Here is a 14,760-nt window from a genome sequence, read left to right on the forward strand (position 1 = left end):
AGCATTTATGATTAAAATTAATAATCTCACTAAATATTATGGTCAAGGTATCACATGTGTAAAAGCGATTGATGGAATTGATTTGACAATCGATTCAGGGGAGTACGTAGCAATTATCGGTCCCTCTGGTTCTGGTAAATCAACACTTATGAATATCATTGGCTGTTTAGATAAGCCAACAAAGGGCAGTTATATGCTTGATGATACTGATGTTAGTCAAATGAAGAACGCTCAACTCGCCCATATACGAAATCAAAAAATTGGATTTGTATTTCAGTCATTTAATCTGATGGCAAGACAAACAGCAAAAGAAAATGTGGCCTTACCACTCATTTATGGTAATGTATCATTAAAAGACAGAAACAGACTTGCTGATGAAGCACTTGAAAAGGTAAGTTTGACAGAACGTGCAAATCATCGGCCAAATGAACTCTCTGGCGGTCAAAAACAAAGAGTTGCCATCGCTAGAGCACTTGTAACAGATCCATCAATCATTCTTGCAGATGAACCAACTGGCAATTTAGACTCACATTCGTCTGCAGAAATTTTAGAATTATTCGATAACCTTCATAAGTCTGGCGCAACCATTATTATTGTCACACATGAAGATGATGTAGCAGCACATGCCAACCGAGTAATCACTATTAGAGATGGAAAAATAAGTGAAGATAGGAGGAATGGACATGCGCACATTTGAGCTCATTCGAATTGCTGTTTCCTCTATTTGGACCAATAAAATGAGATCACTACTTACCATGCTAGGTCTAATTATTGGCATATCAGCTGTAGTAACTATATTTTCAATAGGGGATGGATCGCAAAGTGCTATAGAGGGCGAACTTGGTGGTCTAGGAGTAAATAACATCTCTATATATGAGCAAAAGAACGTTCAATTAGCACCTGATGAAAAGTTGACCCTAAGTGATATCGACAAAATTTCAGAAAGTTTTTCTGACCTCGTACTGGCAATTGCACCAGTAACCGCTGGTCAAGGTGTCATCGTCGATAACCTCGATGATACTTCTGTGTCTATGACTGGAGCAAATTCGAGTACAAAGATTATTGATGACTTAACAATGATTGAGGGGCGTTTTCTTAATGACCGTGACATTGCAGCAATGAGGCAATCTATCGTCATTGATTCTGATTTAAGCGATACTTTATTTGGAGAAGCAAGTCCAATTGGTCAAAGAGTTCCTATATCAAATGGACGTAAAACAACACAGTATTATGTAATTGGGGTATATGAAAAAACTGTAAATGCATTTGGTTTTCAAAATTACACCGTTTATCTCCCCTACTCAACACTTGATAAAGTCTATAATAAAAAAGGTGTCATCACTTCCATCACAATGACAATGGCAAATAAAGAGACCCTAAAAGAAGATGCTCAACGGATCGTAGATTTTCTGCATAACCTTCACAGAATTAAAGATCAGGATGCATATATGTACTTCAGTCTTGATTCTATGATTGAAACTGTAAGTGATGCACTAGGCCAAATAACACTACTAGTCAGCGCTATCGCTGGGATTTCTTTAGTAGTAGGAGGCATTGGTGTGATGAATATCATGTTAGTATCAGTAACTGAAAGAACAAGGGAAATCGGAATTCGCAAAGCTTTAGGTGCTAGAAGAATCGATATACTAGTACAATTTTTGATTGAAGCTGTTCTTATCTGCTTAATCGGTGGCGCTTTTGGTGTATTGTTTGGTTATCTCTTTACAAAAACTGCAGAAAACCTGATGAAAACACCAATGAACTTATCCCTGTTCTCCATACTTCTAGCTGTAATTTTCTCATCAAGTATCGGTATCGTATTTGGCGTTTACCCAGCAAATAAAGCATCGAAACTAGACCCTATCGAAGCTTTAAGATATGAATAATTAATCGGAGCTACTACCTGTCAACTTAAAAAAGCTCATTCCAAAATGTTTGGAATGAGCTTTGATTTTATTCTTTGCAATCACATCCGCAAACATTTGCATCAATAGGATACTTATCGCGTTTGTAATAATGAGTATGCAATAGTTCATGTGATTTATGACTATTTGGTTTTTCTATGATATATTCTTCATTAAATAACCTTCCTAGTTTTTTCTTCATCTTGGGATACTTATCTATCAAATCATGTTCTTCATTTAATGATTTTGCTACTTCAAATAATATAATATTTCTAAATTGCTTAATCGAAAGACTTTTATCAAGTTGAAATACTTTTTTACAATTTATAAAGTAGGCTTGGTCTACAGTATTCACATCCATTAAGCTATTTTTATATCTTTCAACACCCTCAAAAATCGCAACATTAACTAAACTTGTTTTCCCAAGTTAAATTAAGGTTGGCACAATTAAGCGCCAACCTTATTTTAGTGATCGTGATCGCAGTTCTCGTCGGTACATATAGAATGATGCTCGTGCTCATGGTCGTGTTCATGTCCATGATCATGCTCTTGTCGTCTATCCAGTAGCAGTCGTAAACCGTATAAGGCGGCTTGTTCAAAGCTTTCGCTTGGATAATCTTTTTTGTAGCTGTGGTAGAGCTCATCCAGTATAGCTATACACCTATCATCTCCCTTTGCACCTAATACGATACAGGCGACGGACTGGGTGTAGGGGTATTTGAAATTCGGCATGGCTTCGATCAGCTTATCCACTATATCGCACTGTGTAAGCGATAAGACGAAGACCGCATGATCGATAAAGGTGTCGTTTCCTGATTTGATAAACCTGTCCAGTACCTCGTCTATCAGCTCGTCCTCATGTTTTAACAGCTGTCCTCTAAGGGCCACGTCATTTGCATACACTGCCTTACGCATGGCGTTGACAAGTTCGCCTACAGGTACCTTTTCGGGGTCGAAAGGCTCCAGCGCAAAACCTGCTTTTATGGCCTGCTGATAGATCTCGTGCATCATTTCAGGCTTGATAAGCTGCATATACATGATTGCAGCGGGTGACATTTCTTTAAATTCCTTATCCTTAAAATACGCTTCTGAAAACTCCATTTTAACCTCCATAACTTAACTTTGTACATCTTGTAAACCATAATGCATATTATACCATGATATTCTAGTTTACCAGTCCCGGTAGTCATCCATCTTGACAAAAAAATACCACCGCAGTGGTATTTTGAAAGCTGCTATTTCTTTAGAATGTTTTCTTCCGCACTGAAACTCCCGACAATCTTTTTGAGTTCATTAATATAGCCTATCACTTCATGTGAAAGCTCCTCCGCCTCAGCATATAAGCGATCTACCTTCTCGACATTTTTGGACTTGATGCTATCAGTCACTTTATGCAGTATGCCGTGAAGCGTTTTATGAGGCTTATCCATTTTACTCCAAACTGCAAGCACGTCTTGATTTTGAGGTTTTACCGCATTGTAGAAGTATCCAAAAGGACATTTGTTTCCATCACCCTGAAGCGCTTTGATATGTCTAGTCGTTACAATGGATTTTAACTCGCGCATCCAATTTTCATGACCGATGATCGCATTATCCAAATGCTTAAGCACGTCCTTGTTCGAAATAGTATGACTTCCGTTATTCAACGATTCAACCAAATCAGATGCAATACCTATGTATTCTTCCTCTATGGAATCCAAGCTAAGCTTCATTTCTTCAGATGTATCCGCATAGTTTGTCAGTGTGGTACCAAAATGAGCGATATTGCCAGTTTCTTCTGTGATCACATTCATAGAAGCACTGATTTCTTGCGTAGATGCCGTCAGCTGTTGCATAAAGGCCGAAACACCTTGAATACTTGTTATGATGTCATTCACCATCGTCTGACTTTCTTCAAACGATTTAGAAATCTCATCATAATCATGTGTCAGTTCACTCACTGCTTTTCTTGTCTCGACAACGCTTTGCACACTATGTTGAGATTTTGAGTCGATTTCTTTTGTGAAGGTATTCATACGATTTAACTGTTCTTTTGTATTTTCAGCAAGCTTTCTGATTTCTTCGGCGACAACTGCAAATCCTCTGCCTTGCTCTCCGGCTCTTGCCGCTTCAATCGACGCATTCAGCGCCAGCAGGTTGGTCTGTTCTGCAATATCGTTAACCGAATTTACGATAAATCCGATTTCACCTAACATGTCTTGCAAAGCCTTCATATTTTCATCTAGCGAATCGGTAATCTCGAGTATCTGTTGGTTGCTTTGGCTGATTTCATTTAGCTTTGTCGTGTTATCATTGATATTCTCAGCAACCTTCACCCCTGAAAATGCCATCTGCTCAATACGTTTACTTTGATCTTCAACAGTTTCGACAATTTCTATCACATTTCTGTTCGTCAGTTCGACAGCATCGAAAGAGCTTGACATCTGATTGGAGATTTTTTCTGAATCGTATTTGAAATTGTCCGCGAACAGATCCAGTTGTAAAGAGATGTTGCCTGTTTTAGGTACGGTGCTGATCATCTTATTGTTGGCAACTACGATTGTTCTACCATCAGATAAACTCATCAGCAGAATATCTTTGTAGCTCTTTGCCATATTGCTAGTGGTTTGATACTCTTTTAGAGCAAAATAATCGAATTTCTGATAAAGCTCCAACATTTCTTTCATGTCTTTATTTTTTTTACCAAACATATTGATCCCCCTCATTGTCTTCGCGCTACTATAGTATAGCAGTTGAAACCGTCGTGTGCCACGTTTCTTTTAACGTTTGATTTATTTTAGAGTAGGATGATAAACTGTGTAATACTCGCAATTTCTCATCACTCCATCAATCTTATAATAGTCTTTGAGGACCGCTTCAAGTTCAAATCCGTTTTTCATCAATATTTTCGAGGAGGACCTATTCACAGCCACTACTCTTGCAAACAGTTTGTTCATTTTCAGGGTTTCGAACGCATAGGTTTTCAGCAAATTCACAATCGCTGCACCGTACCCCTTGTTCCAGTGGTCAAGTCCTATCACATAACCGATTTCGGCATGTTCCGCCTCCTGGTCGATCGCAAAAATCATCGCCGTTCCAATGTGCTTACCGGACTCATTTTCCACTACAGATGCATACTTGAACGTTCCTGCCAATTGCCTTTTTAACAACCCATCCAAATGTTTTTTTGTATCAGACCTGCTCGTGCTTAATTGCCACCCGATGAATTTGCTAACAAGTTCATTTGAAGCGTACCCATGCATTTCATCAAGCACATCCATGGATAGACCCTTGAAAGCGATTTTATCCGTCTTCAAACGATGCAACTCATCCCGCACCATAACCTGAAACGTCCTGACGCCGCTTTCTCTTTCGACATCAAAAATCAGGGTCTTTTCAAATCCTTTTTTCTCATAGAGTCTGATCGCACGTTCATTCCTCTTGATCACCGATAGTCTATAGCCTTTAATTCCTAAGGCATCCCTACCGAACTTCATGCCTGCATCCAAAAAATCGCTGCCACGACCTAATCCGCATAAGTCAGGCCGCATACCTAAACCGATATCTGTCAGCACCGTGTCATCGTAAGCACCAATTTTGTTGGAAACCTGCGCATTTGCACCGTAGCAAAAATATCCAATCAGTTCACCTTCTTGTAGAACCCCATAATAGGATCCATCAAGCAGCTCTTTTTTATCTTCTTCATCTGAAATAGTATACATATCATACGGTGCCAGATAGTTCCAGGTGATTATTTCATTTGCGTGACCTTCACTTAAAGGGACTACGATAAGTTCATGTGCCATAAAATATTCCTTTACTATGAATAACATGAGAACATTGCCATTAGTATAAGTTTAACATTTATCCGCTCAAAGTGTAGTAGAAGAATTATTTTATCCAATTACAATAATGCCCTTCCTTATGTCACATTAATTATTACCCACAGTTCACCTTCGTTAATTGTAATTCAAGTTAAAGAATCCACTGGGAAAAACGAGTGACTTCTTATAAAGGAATTATGATTGTAGCAAAGGTCAAAGGGTATAAACTATGAAAACTATTATCAAGGAGGAATTATGCAAGTGATCAAGATCTACCTCATGGCTTTCTTCACCTTTTTAGTTATCGACATCATATGGCTCGTACTCATTGCAAAAGACATGTACAAAGATCAACTTGGCTTCATCATGGCAAAATCTCCTAATTGGACAGCGGCCATACTATTTTACTTGCTTTACATCGCAGGTCTTGTTTACTTTGTAATTTCTCCCGCAATCGCAACTGGAGACTGGCAGTTGGCACTTAAAAACGGCGTTCTGTTCGGTTTTATCACCTATGCCACCTATGACCTTACCAATTTAGCCACTCTTGAAAATTGGCCGATTAAAATCACCATCATCGACCTGATCTGGGGAAGCTTTGTAGGCGGGTCCGTATCAACAATCACGTATTTTTTATCCAAATTGTTCAGCATAAGATAACAAAGGAGCCCCCTCATGAACACGAAGCTCATAAACGGTCACGATATCTATCACTATACGATGTCAGGCGCAAAAAAAATTATCCATCATGAGAACACACTAAATTCAATCAATGTCTTTCCCGTCGCTGATGGCGATACAGGAAGCAACCTTGCGTATACGATGAAATGTATCATCGCAAATGCGACCGAACACGAAACTGTTTCAGATACTCTCAGTTCTATCTCAGAAGTCGCACTTGAAGATGCTTACGGCAACTCTGGTGCGATTTTTGCAAGTTTTTTGCATGGCTTGTCAGTAGAATCCAAAGGCAAAGACAGCCTGTCTATGAGCGAGTTCAGCGATATCACCAACGACGCTGTGAAGTACGCATATGACGCACTCGCAGTCCCCACAGAAGGAACTATTTTGACCGTAATAAAGGAATGGGCAGGCTTTATAAAAAACCAACACATCCATCATCTGGAGTTTAAAACCCTTTTGCTCGAAGCGACAAAACATGCGAAACACGCACTGCTCGAAACAAAAAAACAACTCAAGGTATTAAGGGATTCCGATGTCGTCGATGCAGGCGCACTGGGTTTCGTTTACTTTCTGGAAGGAATCAAAGACTATTTTCTGTATGGGAAAGTGCACCTAAGTAATAATGTCAACACATCACACAAAGTGGTTGACCATGTAAATCCTAATTTTCAGTACTGCACCGAATTTATCGTGGAGGCTTATGAACATTTGGATAGCAAGCTGATAAAGGAAAAACTTGTCAAGACAGATGATTCGATCATCGTTCAAAAGATCGGTGACTATTACAAGATCCACACACACACGGACCATCCCGATGCTGCTGCTAAGCTTGTCACAAAATACGGAAAAATAATAAAATCCAAAGTGGATGATATGAATCTCCAGGTTCGACTGAATTCCAGCAGTAAATCAGCCATCGGAATCATCACAGATTCCATCGCAGATATACCGGCGCAGTGGACAGTTAACAAAAATGTCTTTCAAATTCCGCTACAACTGATCGTTGACGGAAATGTCTATAACGACCGATTGACCCTTAAAAACGAAACGCTATTTGATATTTTGAAAAAAACACAGCAACCCGCTACCTCGTCGCAACCAGGAGAAACCTATCTTCAAAAGACATTTGAGTTTATGTTATCGCATTTTGAGGATGTGATCGGTATCTTCGTCTCTTCCGAGATGAGCGGTATGTATCAGAAGGCGATTTCAGTACAAAGTAAAATCGGTTCAAAGCATCTCCATCTGTTCGACTCAAAAACGAACTCTGGCGCTCAGGCGCTGCTTGTCCACACCCTCATCGATCAACTAGAAAGCAAAAGCAGCATCACCGAAGTCTTATCAAATTTGAACAAGGCAGTTGACAGTGCCAAAATTTTTGTGGAGATACCCGACTTGGCCTATGCGACCTTAAGTGGCAGAGTCCCTAAAATCGTTGGAAACATCGCGTCACTTTTGAATTTGAAGGCGATCATTTCGATTAATGACGATGGTAAGGGTATCGTGACCAAAGAGCTTAACTTGAAAAAACTGATGGTCAAAAAGTTTCAAAAGTCGCCTTTTAAAAAATACGGAATCGTCTACACCGGAAACAAGGAAAACGCCATCGAATACCATCAGATGATGCAGGAATTAACCGGTCATGAGCCGGTGTTTATACAAGAGGTATCCACTATCGTCTCTGCATTTATTGGAGAAGGCGCTATCGGCATTGCCTATCTGGAGGATTAAAAATGAATACCTATTTAGTCGTTATCGTTTCTCTATTTGTCTACTTCTCGGTGCTGTTCATATGGGCGCAGGTGATCAACGACAACTCGATTGTCGATATGGCATGGGGCCCCGGTTTTTCAGTAGCTGCATGGGCCGCATACTTTATCGGTCAAAGCATTCCTATCGTGATACCTATTGTCATTTCAATATGGTCTTTGCGTCTATTCGCTCATATCTTCAAGCGAAACTATAAAAAACCTGAGGACTATCGTTACGTCGATATGAGAAAAAACTGGGGCGACCACCCAAGAATCAATGCGTTTTTTAAAGTCTTCATGTTCCAAGGAATCTTATTGTTTTCGATCGTTTTCGCCAGCATCAGCGCAACAGCCCAAACGGTTTCGGCAGTGGCTGTGTATCTTGGCATCGGCGTCTTTGCCTTTGGGCTTTCATTTGAAGCCCTAGGCGACTGGCAGCTAAAAGAATTTGTAAAAACAAAAAAGCCTGGCCAGGTGATGACCACCGGTCTTTGGAAATACACAAGGCATCCAAACTATTTTGGCGAAGCGGTCTTATGGTGGGGTAACTTTTTAATCGCAATCGGCTTCGGCGCTCCAATCTGGACCGTCTTTTCACCGATCATCATCACATTGCTTGTGCGGTTCGTTTCTGGTGTACCCCTACTTGAAAAGAAATACAAGGACAACCCTGCATTTAAGACCTATGCTGATAAAACATCCGTCTTTATTCCGTGGTTCCCTAAAGGCTAGTTGAGGATAAGCAAAAAAGTATCACCACTTCATAAGACAAGTGGTGATACTTTTTATTAGTCATCAAAATTACAATTCAATTTTTTAAGTAGTCTAAGCAGTTCAGACTTTTCTTCATGAGTGAAGTTCTTATAGGCAGTGTCTTGTACTTCTGTTGAAATCTGATTGAACTTCGACTCTATCTGATGGCTCTTTTCTGTCAGTTCGACAAAAGTCACGCGTTTGTCGGTATCACTTTTCACTTTTCTGACATACCCCTGGTTTTCCAGTTTTGAAACCAAGGTCGTAATCGTCGATTTTTCCTTACCTAATAGCTCGCCGATCTCCTTCATGCTCAGTTTACCATCGTGGTCGTAGAGCACCGTCAAGATATTGCCGTAAGATGGCACCAAATCATAGATCGCGTTTTCCTCCAGTTTTTTTTCAATGAAACTCGTCATTTTCTTTTTTATCTTACTTACAAAGTAGACTATGTATTTATCATTCATCACGCTCTCCTTTTCGTTAGACTTATTATAATCTATTCTCGTTCGAAGAAGTAGTGCAAAATGCAATTTGGTTTGACAAAGAACTAATTTAGGATTATGATTAGTTCCATGTAGAACTATTTAGGAGGTTTAAACAATATGGAAGAATTTAAGGCAATGGTAGTAAAAGAACTTGAAGGTGGTACATTTCATCGAGAGATCACCCATAAAAGCTTAACCGATTTACCGTCTGGGGACGTCTTGATCAAGGTCGACTACTCTTCACTAAATTATAAAGACGCACTCTCTGCAACCGGCAACAAAGGGGTGACAAGAAGCTACCCACACACACCTGGAATAGATGCCGCAGGACTTGTCGAAGAAAGTACCGATACAACTTTTACTAGAGGTGATTCGGTGATCGTCACAGGCTACGATCTGGGCATGAACACAGATGGCGGCTTTGCTGAGTATATCCGTGTGCCTGCCAGTTGGGTAGTAAAACTCCCTGAAGGCCTTAGCCTAAAGGAGAGCATGATATACGGAACCGCCGGCTTTACAGCCGCCCTATCCGTGTACCGCCTCATAAATTCAGGTGTAAAGCCGACTGACGGTGAGATACTTGTAACAGGCGCCACAGGCGGCGTAGGAAGCACAGCGATCACAATCCTCCAAAAATTGGGATACACCGTTATCGCCTCAACAGGAAAACCACAAGAAAAAGAGCTACTCTTAAACCTGGGCGCAAGTGATATCATCGACCGCCACTTGCTCGATGACAAATCGGGCAAGCCACTACTAAAAAGCCGCTGGGCTGGTGTGATCGACACCGTAGGTGGAAACACACTGGCAACAGCCTTAAAGACCACTAATTACGGTGGTTGTGTCACCTGCTGCGGCAATGTTGCCTCGCATGAGTTTCAAACCTCTGTGTTTCCATTCATCTTAAAGGGCATTTCCCTAATCGGAATCGATTCTGTCAATTGTCCGATGGAGCATCGGTTAGAAGTTTGGAACCTACTCGCAGGCAAATGGAAGGCTGAAGATCTGACAAAGCATATCCATGAAATCACACTTGAAGAACTGGACCCTACCATAGACTTGATGTTAAAAGGCCAGCACAAGGGGCGCAGCATCGTTAAATTATAGGTTGTTCTTGTCTCCCCTTAAAATTCCAATCACCTTCATGCAGCGATTCAGTTTGGTCTGTTCCTTCTTCGCATCAGAAATGTAGGCGACAAACATCTTTTGCTGAGAAAAGGCGGTTTTTTCGAACAGTTCTGTGGCGTTTTCCTCCTCTAAGACTGATTTAAAAAAATCTGGAACCTCTACGCCCTTTTCCTTTTCAAGCCGATCCCTTTCAATCAGTTCATCAAGCTGATCGAGTAAATTCTGATCAAAGTACCTGAGACCGTATTCCGTCATCTCACCTTGTTCGATCAATTGCTTCATGCGTTTGATATTCGACAAGGACCAGTTTGACTTCTCTCTTCTTTGAGAGAAGTACTGTATGAACTTTACCTCATCATAACTATGGGTGACCGAGTCTATCCAGCCATAGCAGAGCGCTGTACGCACAGCATCCTCATAACCAAGCCCTAGATGTTGATATCCCTTTTTATACATGAAGATATCACTTCCTGCGCAGCGTTCATGATTCTCCATCAACCACACTCTAAAAGCTTCTTTTGTTTTAAAATCAAGCGGTAAAGTCATTGCCACGCTCCTTAAAGACTATCTACTTTATTAATTCAACTACCATAGGGACTAAACCATGCTATAACTCAAATAACCATTTCAGAGCGCCTGGGAGCCTTCTGGCCCAATCCTTCTCATTATGGATACCACCCTCTTCGGTGATAAGTCTTAGGTTTTCTTTTGGCACACCAGTTTCCAGCAGCACCTGATAGATTTCTTTTGAACCGTCTATATAAAGCTGATTGAAAGTATCAATCTCATCATTACTTGTCTCATTGGTGCCAACATCGATATACCAGCGGGTGTCCTTGGATAAATCAATCCTTTTAAGGCAACCGACGAGTTCCTTTTGGGCAAACCATGCGGCTGTAGAAAACGCACCGACCTTGCCAAATACATCTGGATAAGTAGCTCCAAGATAAAGTGAGATAAATCCCCCCATCGAACTGCCAATCACAGCAGTATCTGTACGTGACTTAAGTGTCTTATAAGTTGCGTCAATATGGACTTTTAGTGTGTTCACAACAAACTTTCCATAGGCCTCACCTTCACCACCGATGGGTCGATCAGTAGTTGTCAAACCCTTAAGACGTTCCACTTCAGTACTTACCCATGGCGAATACTCGTCCAAACGTCCAAGCCCCTCTGCGTTATCTATACCTACGATAATCGCTCCATCAAAGCCATACCGACTAAGTCCTTTTACTGCGGTGTGCGCCTCCCAAATTTCACCATAGGCTGAGGTTTGCTTGTCAAAAAGATTCTGCCCGTCATGCATGTAGATCACAGGATAACGAACATCGTTTCTCTCATCATAACTGGGTGGCAGCCATACGCGAATGGTTCTTTCCCTATTCATTTCAGGCATTCGCATCGTAAATATTCCAAGTTTTTCAGACTTCATCTTAAGTGCTCCTTATTAATCCAATAACTTAAAATTCATCCGCCTGACTTTTAAAAAAGTCATAATAGGCTCTGACGTTTTCAAGCTCGTTCCACCGTTTAAGGTCAACCGGTTCTTCATCAAAATCATATATCTTGGCTCCAGGTATCGACAGTAAAAACGGCGAATGGGTCGCAATCACAAATTGACACCCAAAATAGCGAACCGATTCAGTTTCAGCTTTTCGGCGATCACATTCAGGGCAGTCGTCTTGCCAGATCCGTTTCCGCCGTATAGTATCATACTCGGCTCAAAATCAAGCCGTAGCGCGTCGTGGTCGTCTAAAATCTGAAAAGGATAAAAATTGGTATAACATCGCCTTTTCAACTCATTGAAAAAATCAAATTCTGCGCTTTTGCTTGGAAATATAAATCTGTCGATATAAATCATGCTTCACCTTAATGCTTTCATTTCATGGATAGAATGCGTATAGGATAACTGTTTTCTTTAATAAGTTTACAATATTTTGTTAGAATATGCCACCTATCCAAGGTGATCGTTATTCATGCTCCAATTACCTTGCTAATCGCTCTACGTATTGATTAACCCAAAGCCTAATGGGAACATATATAATAGGACACATATCAATCATAGCAGACCACCTTCAACTGGACTGGAGGACCTTATGGATAAATCGACTCAAGAAAATGTGAAACGGGGTTTAACCCCCAAAGGCAAGAGTGTACTAAAAACCTTTTTAGGAATCATAACCACCCTGCTCCTGACTGTCGCCTGGGTCTTGATTGTCATGTATGGAATCGATTACGGCAAGATGTACATCGATGAATCTATCCACCGTATAGAAGTGAAAAACATCGAGAACCAGGGTGAACTGATAAGACAGAATCAAAAGTTAAATGAGGAGATAAGCTCTTTGAACCGGGAGATTGATCACCTACGTACAGAGATACTTGAACTGAATCAAGAGATTACAGCCTACAGTCTTGATATCTCCGAACTGAAATCAAGCATCGACATTGTCAATACGAGCATCGAGGATTCTGTCGTCTTGCAAAGTGAAATAGCTAATCGTATACAAGAGCTGGACAACAGGCTTTTGACACTCAGAAAAAGCTTGAACATCCTACTGGAGGCGCCATGATGAGACGATACTATGTGTTCCTTATCTTCTTGTTGGCACCAATCTTGGCTGCGGTTATGCTTACAAAATCCTACTATGACGATCCTCAGTTGAGTGATAGCATCACTAAAGCTTACGAATACGAAATCACCGACCTAGACCCTATCGATTATTCCCTAACGGGTGCGGAGCTTCGTGTAAAACCGCTTATCGAGAGCCTTACCTATCTAGAGGAAACTATACAAGACTATGTTAAAAACTTTGCAATGTTTGAAGCCGCCCTCAAAAGTTCTATTTCAAGCAGCTCACAGCTACGTCTATTGTCAGATGACATTTACGAAAAGCGAATTACAAAAGCGCTAGGACAACCCATCGATTTTTATCTGAGCACTAAAGTAGAGATCAAGCTCTTTACCCTTAGTGAACTGGATTATCGAGGTTACATCGCAAAGGTGAAGCTCTTTAATCCTTATATCTTTAAGCTGGAACTCGCGCAAGGCAAAGTAGGCGGGCTTGAAACTACTACCGATGCAGCAGAGCGCACCGGTGCGATACTTACAATCAATGGTGGCGGATTCGACAAAGTCTCAAAAGACGGCGAAACAGTGTCTGTCATGAACGGCAATACGGTTGTAGACGGTAATCTTGTAAACCCGTTTGTTGTTCCCGACTCTGAACACCTATTCTTTGTCGGTACCGACAAGTACGGGAATCTTATCGGTGGCCGTCCTAATAGCGAAAAGGAGCTATTCGCACTTAATCCCTATCAGGGAGCCAGCTTTTTACCCATCCTCATTCAAAACGGAGAAAAGACGACCCTACCCATACTATGGCAAAATAATAAGCATCCGCGGACGATCATAGGTGATTACTCCAACAACGACCTCATATTAATTGTCATCGACGGCAGACAAAGCGACTGGAGCAATGGCATCACACTTGAAAGACTTCAAGACAAGTTAATCGAGCTAGGTGTAAAAAACGCATACAACCTGGATGGCGGTGGATCGACATCCATGTACTTTAAGGGTGAAGTTCTCAATAGGCCATCGGATGGTTTTTTACGGCCAGTTGCCAATCATTTCATCATTGCGCCTTAATTCAAGTAGGAAATAGCGCCGAATTACCTATAAAGGACCAATATGCATATATCATCAATGCAGTGAGTATCTTAATGATTGTCACTTTTGGTGCCTTCTACGTTGTCTTTGTCAGGTCGACTTTTGTGAATGCATTGACACTACTATGTTTAGTTGATTTTCTATTCGTCTTTTTCTTTTTAAAAAAACAGATGTTTAAGACCGGAAAATCACTACTACTCAGTACGATGTCAGTTCTTTCGACAATCTCGTCGATTACTATCGTCTATTACCTATACGCACGTAGTCTATCCAAAACACTCGATGAACTCAAAGTACTTGCAGATACGGATACACTGACAAGCATCGCAAACCTCTTGAACGATAAGATCAGTAATCACAACTTTATCACTTCTGATTACCAAACCATCAACTTTACAGTAAGCATCGGCGTAGTCTCTTATTCAGAAGAATACACCAACTTCTCCAATATGCTTAAAGTGGCTGACGAAGCGCTATACGAAGCAAAAACCAACGGCCGCAATCAGGTTGTGGTCAAGTAAATTCGCTGTCCACTTTGGCTGTTGTGATAACAATCAACTATAACCATCTGGTCCA

At 40.9% G+C, this 14,760-nt stretch carries 18 protein-coding genes; 9 read left to right on the forward strand and 9 right to left on the reverse strand.

Annotation, left to right across the window (positions count from 1 at the left end):
- Positions 1–7: 7 nt before the first annotated feature.
- Both DWB64_RS12750 and DWB64_RS12755 read left to right on the forward strand, forming a co-directional pair.
- Entirely contained in the window at positions 8–697 is a 690-nt protein-coding gene (locus tag DWB64_RS12750; protein ID WP_129488633.1) for an ABC transporter ATP-binding protein, read from the forward strand.
- The gene (locus tag DWB64_RS12755; RefSeq protein ID WP_164980399.1) at positions 684–1,886 is read left to right on the forward strand and encodes an ABC transporter permease; all 1,203 of its coding nucleotides are present in this window, start codon (positions 684–686) and stop codon (positions 1,884–1,886) included. The genes DWB64_RS12750 and DWB64_RS12755 overlap by 14 nt, the downstream gene beginning before the upstream one ends.
- 67 nt (positions 1,887–1,953) lie before the next feature.
- On the opposite strand, the gene DWB64_RS12760 is transcribed toward DWB64_RS12755, so the two are convergent.
- From DWB64_RS12760 to DWB64_RS19380, 4 genes are all read right to left on the reverse strand, one after another.
- Positions 1,954–2,265, reverse strand: coding sequence for an iron hydrogenase small subunit (locus DWB64_RS12760; RefSeq protein WP_129488635.1), 312 nt, complete (start codon positions 2,263–2,265; stop codon positions 1,954–1,956).
- Between the two features lie 104 nt (positions 2,266–2,369).
- The gene (locus tag DWB64_RS12765) at positions 2,370–3,005 is read right to left on the reverse strand and encodes a hypothetical protein (protein WP_129488636.1); all 636 of its coding nucleotides are present in this window, start codon (positions 3,003–3,005) and stop codon (positions 2,370–2,372) included.
- A gap of 134 nt (positions 3,006–3,139) precedes the next feature.
- Positions 3,140–4,594: a methyl-accepting chemotaxis protein gene (locus DWB64_RS12770; protein ID WP_164980400.1), complete on the reverse strand. Its 1,455-nt coding sequence runs from the start codon at positions 4,592–4,594 to the stop codon at positions 3,140–3,142.
- Between the two features lie 81 nt (positions 4,595–4,675).
- Positions 4,676–5,689 (reverse strand): GNAT family N-acetyltransferase, encoded by a 1,014-nt coding sequence (locus DWB64_RS19380; protein ID WP_206736676.1) that lies wholly within the window; start codon positions 5,687–5,689, stop codon positions 4,676–4,678.
- 273 nt (positions 5,690–5,962) lie between these two features.
- Here DWB64_RS19380 and DWB64_RS12785 point away from each other — a divergent pair, with 273 nt between their 5' ends.
- Genes DWB64_RS12785 through DWB64_RS12795 form a run of 3 tightly spaced genes read left to right on the forward strand, consistent with a single transcriptional unit; the run spans position 5,963 to position 8,874 of the window.
- Positions 5,963–6,367 (forward strand): DUF2177 family protein, encoded by a 405-nt coding sequence (locus DWB64_RS12785; RefSeq protein ID WP_129488638.1) that lies wholly within the window; start codon positions 5,963–5,965, stop codon positions 6,365–6,367.
- A gap of 15 nt (positions 6,368–6,382) precedes the next feature.
- Complete coding sequence (locus DWB64_RS12790) at positions 6,383–8,122, forward strand: DegV family protein (RefSeq protein ID WP_129488639.1); 1,740 nt, start codon at positions 6,383–6,385, stop codon at positions 8,120–8,122.
- Between the two features lie 2 nt (positions 8,123–8,124).
- On the forward strand, positions 8,125–8,874 hold the full coding sequence (locus DWB64_RS12795) for a DUF1295 domain-containing protein (protein WP_129488640.1): 750 nt from the start codon (positions 8,125–8,127) through the stop codon (positions 8,872–8,874).
- A gap of 56 nt (positions 8,875–8,930) precedes the next feature.
- Here DWB64_RS12795 and DWB64_RS12800 read toward each other — a convergent pair whose 3' ends face one another.
- Positions 8,931–9,362, reverse strand: coding sequence for a MarR family winged helix-turn-helix transcriptional regulator (locus tag DWB64_RS12800; RefSeq protein WP_129488641.1), 432 nt, complete (start codon positions 9,360–9,362; stop codon positions 8,931–8,933).
- A gap of 138 nt (positions 9,363–9,500) precedes the next feature.
- Between DWB64_RS12800 and DWB64_RS12805 the strand changes: the two genes are divergently transcribed.
- Positions 9,501–10,490, forward strand: coding sequence for a YhdH/YhfP family quinone oxidoreductase (locus DWB64_RS12805; protein WP_129488642.1), 990 nt, complete (start codon positions 9,501–9,503; stop codon positions 10,488–10,490).
- Here the strand turns inward: DWB64_RS12805 and DWB64_RS12810 are convergent.
- The 4 genes from DWB64_RS12810 to DWB64_RS19645 form a co-directional block, all read right to left on the reverse strand.
- The gene (locus tag DWB64_RS12810) at positions 10,485–11,057 is read right to left on the reverse strand and encodes a YdeI family protein (protein ID WP_129488643.1); all 573 of its coding nucleotides are present in this window, start codon (positions 11,055–11,057) and stop codon (positions 10,485–10,487) included. The two genes, DWB64_RS12805 and DWB64_RS12810, sit on opposite strands and share 6 nt — an antisense overlap.
- A 61-nt stretch (positions 11,058–11,118) precedes the next feature.
- On the reverse strand, positions 11,119–11,943 hold the full coding sequence (locus DWB64_RS12815; protein WP_129488644.1) for an alpha/beta hydrolase: 825 nt from the start codon (positions 11,941–11,943) through the stop codon (positions 11,119–11,121).
- 28 nt (positions 11,944–11,971) lie between these two features.
- Complete coding sequence (locus DWB64_RS19640) at positions 11,972–12,124, reverse strand: hypothetical protein (protein ID WP_371682602.1); 153 nt, start codon at positions 12,122–12,124, stop codon at positions 11,972–11,974.
- The gene (locus DWB64_RS19645) at positions 12,121–12,372 is read right to left on the reverse strand and encodes a hypothetical protein (protein WP_371682603.1); all 252 of its coding nucleotides are present in this window, start codon (positions 12,370–12,372) and stop codon (positions 12,121–12,123) included. Before DWB64_RS19645 ends, DWB64_RS19640 begins: the two co-directional genes overlap by 4 nt.
- Before the next feature lie 235 nt (positions 12,373–12,607).
- On the opposite strand from DWB64_RS19645, the gene DWB64_RS12825 reads away from it, so the two are divergent.
- From DWB64_RS12825 to DWB64_RS12835, 3 genes are all read left to right on the forward strand, one after another.
- A complete protein-coding gene (locus DWB64_RS12825; RefSeq protein WP_129488645.1) occupies positions 12,608–13,084 on the forward strand; it encodes a hypothetical protein in 477 nt (158 codons plus the stop codon).
- The gene (locus DWB64_RS12830) at positions 13,084–14,163 is read left to right on the forward strand and encodes a phosphodiester glycosidase family protein (RefSeq protein ID WP_164980401.1); all 1,080 of its coding nucleotides are present in this window, start codon (positions 13,084–13,086) and stop codon (positions 14,161–14,163) included. Before DWB64_RS12825 ends, DWB64_RS12830 begins: the two co-directional genes overlap by 1 nt.
- A gap of 74 nt (positions 14,164–14,237) precedes the next feature.
- Complete coding sequence (locus tag DWB64_RS12835; protein ID WP_129488647.1) at positions 14,238–14,705, forward strand: diguanylate cyclase; 468 nt, start codon at positions 14,238–14,240, stop codon at positions 14,703–14,705.
- The last annotated feature ends 55 nt before the right edge of the window (positions 14,706–14,760 follow it).

Origin of the sequence: Fusibacter sp. A1 (assembly GCF_004125825.1) — a bacterium.
GTDB lineage: Bacteria > Bacillota > Clostridia > Peptostreptococcales > Acidaminobacteraceae > QQWI01.

What these genes read in the sequence shown, in the direction of transcription:
- DWB64_RS12830 (WP_164980401.1), top strand. Translation starts at nt 13,084, where the DNA reads ATGAGACGATACTATGTGTTCCTTATCTTCTTGTTGGCACCAATCTTG.
- DWB64_RS12790 (WP_129488639.1), top strand. Translation starts at nt 6,383, where the DNA reads ATGAACACGAAGCTCATAAACGGTCACGATATCTATCACTATACGATG.
- DWB64_RS12825 (WP_129488645.1), top strand. Translation starts at nt 12,608, where the DNA reads ATGGATAAATCGACTCAAGAAAATGTGAAACGGGGTTTAACCCCCAAA.
- DWB64_RS12785 (WP_129488638.1), top strand. Translation starts at nt 5,963, where the DNA reads ATGCAAGTGATCAAGATCTACCTCATGGCTTTCTTCACCTTTTTAGTT.
- DWB64_RS12755 (WP_164980399.1), top strand. Translation starts at nt 684, where the DNA reads ATGCGCACATTTGAGCTCATTCGAATTGCTGTTTCCTCTATTTGGACC.
- DWB64_RS19380 (WP_206736676.1), bottom strand. Translation starts at nt 5,689, where the DNA reads ATGGCACATGAACTTATCGTAGTCCCTTTAAGTGAAGGTCACGCAAAT.
- DWB64_RS12750 (WP_129488633.1), top strand. Translation starts at nt 8, where the DNA reads ATGATTAAAATTAATAATCTCACTAAATATTATGGTCAAGGTATCACA.
- DWB64_RS12835 (WP_129488647.1), top strand. Translation starts at nt 14,238, where the DNA reads ATGATTGTCACTTTTGGTGCCTTCTACGTTGTCTTTGTCAGGTCGACT.
- DWB64_RS12815 (WP_129488644.1), bottom strand. Translation starts at nt 11,943, where the DNA reads ATGAAGTCTGAAAAACTTGGAATATTTACGATGCGAATGCCTGAAATG.
- DWB64_RS19645 (WP_371682603.1), bottom strand. Translation starts at nt 12,372, where the DNA reads ATGATTTATATCGACAGATTTATATTTCCAAGCAAAAGCGCAGAATTT.
- DWB64_RS12805 (WP_129488642.1), top strand. Translation starts at nt 9,501, where the DNA reads ATGGAAGAATTTAAGGCAATGGTAGTAAAAGAACTTGAAGGTGGTACA.
- DWB64_RS12765 (WP_129488636.1), bottom strand. Translation starts at nt 3,005, where the DNA reads ATGGAGTTTTCAGAAGCGTATTTTAAGGATAAGGAATTTAAAGAAATG.
- DWB64_RS12810 (WP_129488643.1), bottom strand. Translation starts at nt 11,057, where the DNA reads ATGACTTTACCGCTTGATTTTAAAACAAAAGAAGCTTTTAGAGTGTGG.
- DWB64_RS12795 (WP_129488640.1), top strand. Translation starts at nt 8,125, where the DNA reads ATGAATACCTATTTAGTCGTTATCGTTTCTCTATTTGTCTACTTCTCG.
- DWB64_RS12800 (WP_129488641.1), bottom strand. Translation starts at nt 9,362, where the DNA reads ATGAATGATAAATACATAGTCTACTTTGTAAGTAAGATAAAAAAGAAA.
- DWB64_RS12770 (WP_164980400.1), bottom strand. Translation starts at nt 4,594, where the DNA reads ATGTTTGGTAAAAAAAATAAAGACATGAAAGAAATGTTGGAGCTTTAT.
- DWB64_RS12760 (WP_129488635.1), bottom strand. Translation starts at nt 2,265, where the DNA reads ATGGATGTGAATACTGTAGACCAAGCCTACTTTATAAATTGTAAAAAA.